Source organism: Streptomyces sp. NPDC002888 (assembly GCF_042888465.1).
GTDB lineage: Bacteria > Actinomycetota > Actinomycetes > Streptomycetales > Streptomycetaceae > Streptomyces.
The window spans coordinates 150,737-161,549 of the sequence record NZ_JBIAPU010000027.1 but is presented as its reverse complement, the minus strand read 5'-3'; the positions used below and the strand labels follow the sequence as shown (position 1 = coordinate 161,549).

Genomic DNA, 10,813 nt, shown 5'->3' with positions numbered 1-10,813 from the left:
GTGGGGGGCCCGGCCACCCCCCCCCCCCCCCCCCCCGCGGCCCCGCGCGCCCCCCCCCGCCGCCCCCCGCCCCCCCCCCCCCCGCCGGGGCCCCCCCCCCCCCCCCCCCCCCCCCCACGACTGGACGGGCGAGAGCCGTACCGTACGGCGCTCATGCGACGCTCACGAGACCGGCAGCAGCCCCGTCGTCGACATCGTGAACGCAGGGAGCGTGCCGGCCGGCACGGAAGACACCTGCGTCGATGACACGTCAGTCGACGACACCTCGGTCGACGACACCTCTGTCGACGACACCTCTGTCGACGACGCCTCGGTCGACGACACCAGATTCGACGGCGTCGATGTCGACGTGCCGGACAGTGCCGGCAGAAGGGGCAGGCTGCCGCCGAGCAGCGCATCGATGAGGTCTTGCAACTCGGTCAGCAGGTCGTCGACCGACGGAAGCACCTCGGCGTCACCACCGGAGGTGATCGCCCCCAGGAGGTCGTCGATGCCCTCCTCCAGGGCGTCCAGCGCCTCCTCCACGGCGTCCGACTCGTCTCCCGCGGCGTCCAGCTCGTCGCTCGCGGGAACGGCGGCGGGCTGTACGGGAGTCGGCAGCAGCAACACGCCGGTCCCCAGGGCCGACGCCGGCGCCGGCGCCGTCGGGGTGGCCGAGGTCGCCGGAGCCTTGGCGGCCTCCTTGGCCAGGGCGCCCTTCGCGGCGGCTCCCAGTGTCCTGGCCTCGGCGGCGGGCAGTCGGCCGTGGTCCGCCTCGAGTACGGCGTGCAGCAGGTCGGCGACCGGGGTGAGCGCGCCCCCGTTGACTTTCCTGGCCTGCGCGAGAAGCGCATCCGTGCCCAAGAGCCGCACATCGGGCGATGCCGCATGCCTGTGCTCGCGGGCCGAGTCGGCCGCCATGGAGGCGGGGCCGGTGATCCCGACCAGGAGGGCGGCGCACAGTGCGCTGGACGCGATGCGCCATGCGGGCAGAGCGGGCATGGGGGTTCCTCTCGATGGGCGTTGGATCTTGAGCCCACCGTGCAAGCGACCATGACTTTCTGCAACTGATCATACGCTTTTAGTGATCCAACCTCCCTCCATTGCCGCGTCCTCCCTGATCAGACGGCACGTCAGGTCTACTGCGCCGCAACCCCCGTTCGAGGGAACGGCGCCGGCCGACCTCCGTCGCGGAGCCCTGGGGATGAAGAGGCTGGTTTCACGATTCCGACACACTTGTCGGATTTCATCGAATATAGCCGTGTTTATCCGGACGGTGGCTAGAGTTGCGAACCGCGTAGCGCACTCCTCAGCGCGGACACATCGCACTCGTGCCGCTGCTGTCACCCCCACCTGCTCCGAAAGGGCACCGACGGTCATGCGCCATTCCCTGGGTCCGCCGCTTCGCCGTGCAACCGTGGGCGTCCTCGCCCTTGCCGCGATGTGGGCACCGGGCGGCTCCCCGGCTGCCGCGAGGGTCGCACCGCCCGTACCGGAGGCGGACAGCATCGCGTTCGCCCAGCGGTACCGGGCGAACCAGCACGGCGGCATCGTGCGCGCGGCCAACGCCTCCATCAGTTGCGTGCCGGGCTCGCCACCTTCGTGCCGGGACGTGCAGGGCGGCGGGCACGGGGTGAACGGCGACTTCGACATGTTCTACGTCGACGTCGACGACGACCCGAACACCTACAACTCCTCCAGCGCGGAGGTCCGCCTGCCCGCCGGCTCCCGGGTGACGTACGCACGCCTGTACTGGGGCGGCAACCTGCGCGTGGGCGAACAGAAGCCGCCGGAGGACAACGCGCGGGTGCTGATCGCCGAACCCGGCGGGGAGTACAAGGAGCTCCTCGCGGACACGGTCGTCGGGCACCGCGTGGCGGACGGCGCGGACGCCTTCCAGGCCTCGGCGGAGGTCACGCAAATGGTGCGGGATTCCGGGCCGGGCATGTACACCGTGGCGCAGGTCAACGTCGCCATGGGCAGGTCGGCGGCCGGGGCGTGGGGCGGCTGGACGCTGGTGGTGGCGTACGAGAACGCGGCGGAGCCGCTGCGGCGCCTCGCGCTCTGGGACGGCTTCGCCTCGCTGCGGTCCGGTGGGCAGGAGATCCGCCTGCAGGGCCTGGACCTTCCCACCGGTGCGGGGGGCCGCGCGGGACTGGTGGCGTACAACGGCGACCGCGGCACCACCGGCGATTCGCTCACCCTGACCACGGGGTCCGCCTCCACCGCACTCAGCAACTCCGCCAACCCCCAGGACGACGTCCTGAACTCCACGATCAGTGAGCCCGGAGCGGATGCGGTGCGGGTGCCCGCGTACGCCCACACCCTCGGCTACGACTCCGACGTGTTCGACCTCGAAAGAGGCCTGCAACAGGCCGGTGACCAGGCGACCTTCCGGCTCCAGTCCCAGCAGGACGCGGCGTGGGCCGGCGTGCTCTTCTTCGCCGTCGACGCCCGGCGGTGAGCCCGTTGAAGCCCGCCCCGAGCGCCCTCGTGAGCGAGGAACCGGCGCATATGCACCTGTCACCCACCGGCCTTCGGCCGCGGGTCCTGCACCTCACCCAACCGGTGGACGGCGGGGTCGCGCGTGTCGTGAGGGACCTGGTCCGGGCACAGCTGGCGTCCGGCCTGGACGTCACCGTGGCCTGCCCCGACAGCGCGCTCTCCGCGGAAGTGCGGGCGCTCGGCGCGGAGGTACGGCACTGGTCCGCGACGCGGTCGCCGGGACCGTCGCTCGTACGGGAAGTACGGCACCTGGCACGGCTGATCGACAAGGTGCGCCCCGGTCTGGTGCACGCGCACAGCGCGAAGGCCGGGCTCGCCGGGCGGCTCGCGGTGCGCGGGCGGATCCCGACGGTCTTCCAACCGCACGCCTGGTCGTTCGAGGCGGTCGACGGACGTACCGCGGCCCTGGCGCTCAAGTGGGAGCGCTGGGGGGCACGTTGGGCCACACGAGTGGTGTGCGTGAGCGAGGCGGAGCGCGCGACCGGCGTGCGCGCCGGGATCACCGGCCGGTGGGCCGTCGTCCCCAACGGCATCGATCCCGAATGCTTCCGCCCTGTCGCCGCCGGCACCGTACGGGCCGGGCTCGCACCGCTCGCCGGCATCGATCCGGACGCCCCGCTCGCCGTCTGTGTGGGACGGCTCTGCCGGCAGAAGGGGCAGGACGTTCTGCTGCGGGCCTGGGACGACGTCGTGTGCAAGGTGCCCGACGCGCGCCTCGTCCTGGTCGGCGACGGGCCGGACCGCGAACGGCTGCGCCAGGAGGCCCCGGAGTCGGTGCTGTTCGTGGGAGCCGTCACCGACGCCGCCCCCTGGTACCAGGCCGCCGATGTCGTCGTCCTGCCGTCCCGCTGGGAGGGCATGGCGCTGGCGCCACTGGAGGCGATGGCCTGCGGGCGGCCCGTGGTGGTCACGGACGTCGACGGCGCCCGCGAGAGCCTGCCGCCCTCCTTCGCCGCCCGGTGCCTGGTGCCGCCGGAGGACCCGGAAGTGCTGGCCGCGGCCGTCACCGAGCTGCTGCTCGACCCGCCGGAGCGTGAGTCGCTCGGCGATCGCGGCCGCCGGCACGTGCTGTCCACCCACGACGTGCGGCACACCGCCGAAGCCGTCGCGGACGTCTACCGCGACCTGCTCGGCCCATGGCCCGCAACCGAAAGGGCCCGCCCGTCCCGAGCGGTCGAGCCCGCCGAGGCCGCCCGCAGCGCTGAGCACGCTCAGCCGCTCGACGCAGGCTCTGGCGCCGAGGCGAACCAGACGACACAGCGCGTCGAGCCCACCGAGGACAGGGAGTCGATCCACTCGTGACCGCCGAACGTACCGTCCCCTCCCCCGGCGTACCGCCACGGGACCACGGATTCTCAGCCGTCTCGGTCATGCCGCCGCGGGGCACCGCCACCGGTTTCCGGTTCCCTGCCGCACGGCGTCCGGCCCGGTCGGCTTCACCGGTCCCGCTGCTCGTCGCGGACGGCGTCGCCGCCCTGTTGGGCGCGCTGGCGCTCGTCGAGGCCGAGCATCATCCACTGCACGTCGCCCTGCTCATCGTCGCAACGCTGCTGCTGCGCCCACGCGACGGGCGACCCCCGGTGCCGGGGCTGCTGGAGGAACTGCCCGCCGTGTGCGGCCGCATCGCGGTGGTCTGGCTGGCGCTCTCGGCGCTCTCGGTGGTGTACCGGCCGGAGCACGCGCTGTCCGTCCGCACCGTGCTGACGGGCCTCGCCCTGCAGGCGGTGGCGGGCTGTGTGCTGCGCGGAGCCGTGCATGGGCGAAGACGCGCCGCGCTGCTGCGCCGCCCGCACGCCGCACTCGTCGTCGGTCCGGTGGCGGCCGCGCAGCAAGTGGCCGCCGCCGTGCTGCGCCACCCGCGGTGCGGCATGCGGCCGGTGGGGATCGTCGCCGAGCAGCCGGACGGCACCGAGGGCCTGCCGGTGCTGACGACCGGCGAAGAGGTCGAGCGTGCGGTCATCCAGAACGGGGTGCGGGCGGTACTGGCCGTTCACCCCTCCGCCCGCGCCGAACAGGGGCCGCTGCTACGGGCGCTGGCCGAGTCGGGCTGCGCGGTCTGGGAGGTCGACGCCGTCTCCCCGTCGTACGCGACGAAGGAGCGGCTGGCCGGGTTCACCTGCCGGCGTCTGGACCTGTCCCCGGCGCGACGCGGCGGCGCGGGCAAGCGGATGCTCGACATTTTCGTGTCGGGAACGCTGTTGCTGCTGGTCAGCCCGCTGCTCCTGGCGTGCGCGGTGGCGCTTCGGATCAGCGACGGGCCGGGCGTGGTGTTCCGGCAGGAGCGCATCGGCAGGAACGGAAAGCCGTTCACGCTGCTGAAATTCCGGACGCACCGCCCGGTCGACGCGCACGAGTCGGCGACCCGGTGGAGCGTGGCGAACGAGAACGAGATGCGCTGGTTCTGCCGTACGTTGCGGCGTACCTCGCTCGACGAGTTGCTCCAGCTGTGGAACGTGCTCCGGGGCGACATGAGCCTGGTCGGGCCGCGGCCCGAACGCCCCTACTTCGTCGGGCAGTTCAGCGAGACCTACCCCGGTTACGCGGCCCGCCACCGCATGCGGACCGGCATCACCGGTCTCGCCCAGGTCCACGGGCTGCGGGGCGACACCTCGATCGAGGACCGCTGCCGGTTCGACAACGCCTACGTCGACGACTGGTCGCTGTGGCAGGACATCTGCATCCTGCTGCGCACGGCGGCCCTGCTGGTGCGTCCGACGGGGAGCTGACAGCTGTGAGCCATGCCCTGACATCGCTTCCACTCCGGGCCGCCGCGCTGACGCCGGTCCTGCCCGTGGTGGCCGTGCCCGTCCTGCTGGCCCTGCCGCTGATGTCGGACGGAGCGGGGCCCGCCGACGTGGTCTCAGGGCTGGCGGTGGTGTACTGCGTGATCCGTCTCCTGCGTGAGCGGCGCAGCCCGCTGTCGCCGGCCGCGGCCCTGGTGCTGGGTCTGCCGGTCGTGGGGCTCGCGCTCGCCGCCGTGGGGGCCTCCTCGCCCCAGGCCGGGCTCGCCGGTCTGGGCCGCTATCTGCAGATCTTCGTGCTCGTCCCGGCCGCCGTGCTGCTGCTGATCCGCGGCCGGGCCGACTTCCGTCTGGTGGCCTGGTCGTTCGTCGGGCTCGCACTGTGCCAGGGGGCCCTCGGCGTTCACCAGTACGTCACCCGGACCGGCGCCTCCTACCAGGGCGCGGACATCCGGGCGGTCGGCACCTTCGGGCCGCACGACGTGATGGGCATGGCGACGGTGGTCTCTCTCGGCCTGGTGTGCGCGGTCGGGATCGCGCTGGGCCGGGCGTCGGTACGGCACCGGGCGATCGCCGCCGGGTGCGCTCTGGCCCTGCTGGCGCCGCTCGCGCTCTCCTTCAGCCGGGGCGCCTGGATCGCGACCGTCCTGACCTGTGCCGTGCAGCTGGCGCTGGCCGGGCTGCGGCGCGCGCTGAAGGTGGCCGCGGCCGTGGCCGCCGCGGGCGTGATCCTGGTGGGCGGGTTCGGCGTCGGCTCGGCGCTGCTGCAGCAGCGGATCGACAGCATCACGCAGGTCACCGACGCCCCCGACCATTCCGTCGTCGACCGGTACACCCTGTGGGCGTCCGCCACCGGCATGTGGCGCCAACAACCGCTGACCGGCGTCGGGATGAAGGGCTTTCCCGAGTACCGGGACGGGCACGCCAGCCTGGCGCTGTCGTCGGCCAGCGACATCGAGGGCGCGGGAGTGACGTACGAGAGGCAGCCGCTGTTGTCGCCGCACAACATGTACCTGCTGGTGCTGAGCGAGCAGGGCCTCGTCGGGCTGCTCGGGCTCGCCGGGAGCTGGCTGGCGCTGCTGGTGTGCGGGCTGCGCCGGCTGCTACGCGTCCGCGCCCAGGGGCCGGGACTCGACTGCGCGCTCGTCGCCTGCGGGCTGCTGGTCTGGCTGCTGACCGACTTCGTGTACGGAGACATCGGCGGCCCCTCGACCGTGCTGACCGCGGTGGGCCTGGGGCTCGTGGCGTGGTGGGCGCTGGCCGGCGACGAGCGGGTGGACATGCCGCGGGGCGCGGTGCGGGAGCGCGTCGAGGAGGCCCTGGCGCGATGACGGTGGTGCCTTCGCAACCCCCCGGATCCCAGAAGGACGGCGTGGCGACCGTACCCGCGGCGCGTGCCGCCGCCACGGCCGGGGACGGTGCCGACCCGGCCTCCCCGGCCTCCGGGAGATTCCTCGCCAGGGCCGCGCTCGTCACGGCGTCGCTGTCCATCGCCGGCTCACTGCTCGGCCTGGTGCGCGATCAGGCGCTGGCGCGGCTGTTCGGCGCCGGGAGCGACACGGACGCCTTCCTGGTGGCGTGGACCGTCCCGGAGTTCGCCGCCACACTGCTCATCGAGGACGGGCTGGCGATCGCGCTGATCCCGGCGTTCAGCATGGCGCTGGCCCGCCGCGCCCGGGGCGCCCCGGGTGACCCGGTCCGCGCCCTGGTCGCCGCCACCCTGCCTCGTCTGTGTCTCGCCCTCGCCGGGGTGGCCGCGCTGGTCGCCGGCGCGGCTCCCTATCTGGTCCGGGCCCTCGCGCCCGGCCTGCCCGATCCCCGCCTCGCCGCCGACTGCACCCGGCTCACGGCGACCTGCGTGCTGGCCTTCGGGCTCGCCGGGTACTGCAGCGCCGCCCTGCGGGCCCACCGCCGCTTCCTCGCGCCCGCGGCGATCTACGTCGCCTACAACACCGGCATCATCACCGCGATGTTCCTGTTCGGCGACCGCTGGGGTGTGCGCTCCGCCGCGGTCGGGGTCGCGGCGGGCGGCTGTCTGATGGTGGCGGTGCAACTGCCGTCGCTGTGGCGGCAACTGATGTCGCGCAGGCCGAACCCGTGCGGGGCCGGGGCCGATGTCGAGGAGCGGCCGATGCAACTCGCCCTGGTCGCCGCCGTACTCCTCTTCGCCCTCTGCCGCCAGTCACAGGTCCTCGTCGAACGCTTCCTCGCCTCCACCCTGCCCTCGGGGGCCATCTCGCACCTGAACTACGCGCAGAAGGTCGCCCAGATCCCGATGACGCTGTCGCTGATGGTGTGCACCGTCACCTTTCCCCTGGTGGCGCGGGCGCTCGCGGACGGCGACACGGAACGGGCCCGCAGCCGAGTGGAGCGGGATCTGGCGCTGGCCGCCTGTCTGGTGCTGGTGGGCATGTGCGCGGTGATCGCCTGTGCCCCGCAGATGATCGAACTGCTCTTCCAGCGGGGCGCGTTCACCGCGAATGACACCGCGGCGACGGCGGACGTCATGCGCGTGTACGCACTGGGGCTGCTGGGCCAGACCCTGGTGGGCGCCCTGGTCCGCTCGTACTTCTCGGCGGGCCGGCCCACCTGGTATCCCGTCGGCGTGATGACCGCGGGCATCGCCGTGACGTCCTTGATCGGCGCCGCGACCGTGCGGGTCTGGGGTGTGGCGGGGATCGCCGCCGCCAACGCCTTCGGCATCACCGTCACGGCCGCCCTGATGCTCGTCGGCCTGCGAACGGCGCGGCAGAACAGCCCCTACGGCGTCTCGATCCGCGTCCGGCAGGTACTGGCCGAGCTGGGCAGGTCGGTGTGCGCCGCGGTCGTCGCCACCGTCGCCGGGGCGTTCGCCGCGGGCCGACCGGAGTCCCCGGCGGCGGGTCTCGCGGCCGGCTGCCTGACCGTGATCGTCGTCTTCGTCCCGCTCACCTGGGCCCTGGGCGCCCAGGGCTTCGCATCCGCACTGCGCTCCGTACGCACCGTCACACGAAGGCTCACACATGGTCGCTTCCGTTGATTCCGTCGACACCGGCAGACTCCCCGCCCCGCGCACGGGCCCGATCCCGTGGGTGGCGATGTACCACTCGGTGGGCGACTGCAAGGACGATCCGTACCGCATCACGGTCACGCCCGAGCGGCTCGACCGGCAGCTGGCCTGGCTGCGCCGGCGCGGGCTGCGGGGCGTGTCCGTGGCCGAGCTGCTCGCCGCCCGCGCCCGGGGCCTGGGGCGGGGCCTGGTCGGGCTCACCTTCGACGACGGGTACGCCGACTTCGTCACCGACGCCCTGCCGCTGCTGCGGCGCTGGGACTGTGGCGCCACACTCTTCGTGCTGCCCGGACGCCTCGGCGGCGACAACGCCTGGGACCCGCTCGGCCCGCGCAAGGCGCTGCTGACCGCGGACGGCATCCGGCAGGCGGCCGCCGAGGGCGTGGAGATCGGCTCGCACGGGCTGACGCACGTCGACCTCACCCGGGCTGACAACCTCACCCTCAGGGCCGAGGTGGGCGAAAGCCGCGCGTTGCTCACGGAGCTGACCGGCACCTGGGTCGACGGCTTCTGCTACCCGTACGGCACGGTCGACGCCCGCGCCGTGGAGGCCGTACGGGAAGCGGGATACACCTACGCCTGCGCCATCGACCCCGGCCCGCTGACCGGTCCGCACGCTCTGCCGCGCGTGCACGTCGGCCAGAACGACACGGCCTGGCGCCTGCGCCTCAAGCACCGGCTGCACCGGCTGCGCCGGCGCCCGGTGGAGGGCCTGTGACATGAGGGCTCTGCACATCATCACGGGCCTCGGCGTCGGCGGGGCCGAGCAGCAGCTGCGCCTGCTGCTGCGTCACCTGCCCGTCCAGTGCGACGTCGTGACGCTCACCAACCCCGGAGCGGTCGCCGAGGGACTCACCGCGGACGGCGTCCGCGTCATGCATCTCGGCATGGGCGGCAACCGCGACCTGGCCGCGCTCCCGCGCCTGGTCCGGCTGATCCGCGCCGGCGGCTACGACCTGGTGCACACACACTTGTACCGGGCCTGCGTCTACGGTCGGCTCGCCGCCCGCATCGCCGGCGTCCGCGCGGTCGTCGCCACCGAACACTCCCTGGGCGACTCGCAGTTGGAGGGCCGCAGGCTGACGGCAGGGGTGCGGGCGCTGTACCTCGCCAGCGAGCGGCTCGGCTCGGCCACGGTCGCCGTCTCCCCGACGGTGGCCGACCGCCTGAAGCGCTGGGGCGTGCCCGCGCCCCGCATCGAGGTCGTCCCGAACGGCATCGACCTGGACCGCTTCCGCTTCGACCAGGAACGACGCGAGCGCACTCGCCGGCGCCTCGGCCTGCCGGAGGGCGCGTGGGTCGTCGGGGGCGTCGGCCGGCTCGCCCGGGGCAAGCGGTTCGCCGTCCTCATCCGTGCGCTCACCCTGCTGCCGGACGACCACTGGCTGCTGCTGGTGGGCGGCGGCCCCGAGGAGCACGTCCTGCGCCGCCTGGCGCACGAGGCCGGCGTGGCCGACCGCGTCCTGTTCACCGGCGAACGTCCCTACGCCCCCGACGGCTCCCACGGCCCTGACCTGCCCTCGCTCACCTCCGCGATGGACCTGCTCGCGTCTCCGTCCACTGAGGAGGCCTTCGGCATGGCGGTCGTGGAGGCGCTCGCGTCCGGCCTGCCCGTGCTCTACGCCTCCTGCCCGGCGATCGAGGACCTGCCGCCGTCGGCCGCCGTCGGCGCCCGGCGCGTGCGCGGCGGCCCCGAGGAGTACGCCGACGCGATTCGCCTGGTCCGCGCGGCGGGCCCCCGGCCGCGCACGGCACCGGAGGTCGCGCACCCCTACAGCATCACCCGCAGCGCAGAGCGCCTCATGGACGTGTATGCGGCAGCGGTCTCCAGTTCCTCTCCGTCCCGCTCACCTCTGGGAGCCAGCACGTCATGACCGACACTCCGATCCGTCAGCGCCGCCTGTCCCTGGCCCCTGTCAGGAGGCTGCCGTCCTGGGCCGTGCTCGCGACCGGCACCCTCGTCGGGGGCCTGCTCGGCGGCGCGTACGGCATGGCCACACCTCCGACGTACACGGCCACCAACTACGTCATCGCCGTACCGACCGCCAAGTCCGGCCCGGACTCCGCCCTCGGTTTCGCGCAGGCGTACGGCCGGGTCGCCACGCAGCTCGCGGTGCTCGGGGACGCGCAGGTGTGGGCGGGCGTACCGGTGCGGACGCTGCAGCACAGCGTGCGCACGGCGACCTCGCCGGACGCGCCGATGGTCGCCATCTCGGCCACCTCCTCGCGATCCGACCTCGCCGTCGACATGGCCAACGCGGTCTCCCGCGCGTTGACCCGGCACGCGGACGACTCCAAGGGCAGCACGCAGGTCCGACTCGTGCAGTTCTCACGGGCGGTGAAGCCGACCGAGCCGACGTCCGCGTCGTCGACGGTGACCGCTCTGGTGGGCACGAGTGCGGGCGGACTGTTGTGCGGCCTGGCCCTCCTGGCGCGGCCGAGGAGGACCGGCCAGGACGACGACCCCGCCCCCGCTGCCTCGGTGCCCGGCCCGGCCGCCGCCGCCGATGTGCGCGGCCAGCGGTGACGGCGGTGGACC

The 10,813-nt window shown here is 73.7% G+C and carries 9 protein-coding genes; 8 read left to right on the top strand and 1 reads right to left on the bottom strand.

Translation table 11 applies throughout. The features are described 5' to 3' along the window. Nucleotides 1–162: 162 nt before the first annotated feature. A complete protein-coding gene (locus ACFYWX_RS35530; RefSeq protein ID WP_389428952.1) occupies nt 163–981 on the bottom strand; it encodes a hypothetical protein in 819 nt (272 codons plus the stop codon). A 376-nt stretch (nt 982–1,357) separates the two neighbouring features. On the opposite strand from ACFYWX_RS35530, the gene ACFYWX_RS35525 reads away from it, so the two are divergent. The 8 genes from ACFYWX_RS35525 to ACFYWX_RS35490 are packed head-to-tail and all read left to right on the top strand — an operon-like array spanning nt 1,358 to nt 10,801. Next, nucleotides 1,358–2,443 carry a DUF3344 domain-containing protein gene (locus ACFYWX_RS35525; protein WP_389428951.1) on the top strand — a complete coding sequence of 362 codons (1,086 nt, stop codon included), beginning with the start codon at nt 1,358–1,360 and terminating at the stop codon, nt 2,441–2,443. A gap of 50 nt (nt 2,444–2,493) precedes the next feature. Beyond that, the gene (locus ACFYWX_RS35520) at nt 2,494–3,786 is read left to right on the top strand and encodes a glycosyltransferase family 4 protein (RefSeq protein WP_389428950.1); all 1,293 of its coding nucleotides are present in this window, start codon (nt 2,494–2,496) and stop codon (nt 3,784–3,786) included. Next, complete coding sequence (locus ACFYWX_RS35515; protein ID WP_389428949.1) at nt 3,783–5,210, top strand: exopolysaccharide biosynthesis polyprenyl glycosylphosphotransferase; 1,428 nt, start codon at nt 3,783–3,785, stop codon at nt 5,208–5,210. Before ACFYWX_RS35520 ends, ACFYWX_RS35515 begins: the two co-directional genes overlap by 4 nt. A gap of 5 nt (nt 5,211–5,215) precedes the next feature. Continuing rightward, nucleotides 5,216–6,556, top strand: a complete 1,341-nt coding sequence (locus ACFYWX_RS35510; RefSeq protein WP_389428948.1) for an O-antigen ligase family protein — start codon at nt 5,216–5,218, stop codon at nt 6,554–6,556. After that, on the top strand, nt 6,553–8,244 hold the full coding sequence (gene murJ, locus ACFYWX_RS35505) for a murein biosynthesis integral membrane protein MurJ (RefSeq protein WP_389428947.1): 1,692 nt from the start codon (nt 6,553–6,555) through the stop codon (nt 8,242–8,244). The genes ACFYWX_RS35510 and murJ overlap by 4 nt, the downstream gene beginning before the upstream one ends. Then, entirely contained in the window at nt 8,228–8,992 is a 765-nt protein-coding gene (locus ACFYWX_RS35500) for a polysaccharide deacetylase family protein (protein WP_389428946.1), read from the top strand. The genes murJ and ACFYWX_RS35500 overlap by 17 nt, the downstream gene beginning before the upstream one ends. 1 nt (nt 8,993) lies before the next feature. Beyond that, complete coding sequence (locus ACFYWX_RS35495; protein WP_389428945.1) at nt 8,994–10,148, top strand: glycosyltransferase; 1,155 nt, start codon at nt 8,994–8,996, stop codon at nt 10,146–10,148. Then, entirely contained in the window at nt 10,145–10,801 is a 657-nt protein-coding gene (locus ACFYWX_RS35490; protein ID WP_389428944.1) for a lipopolysaccharide biosynthesis protein, read from the top strand. Before ACFYWX_RS35495 ends, ACFYWX_RS35490 begins: the two co-directional genes overlap by 4 nt. Nucleotides 10,802–10,813 lie beyond the last annotated feature (12 nt).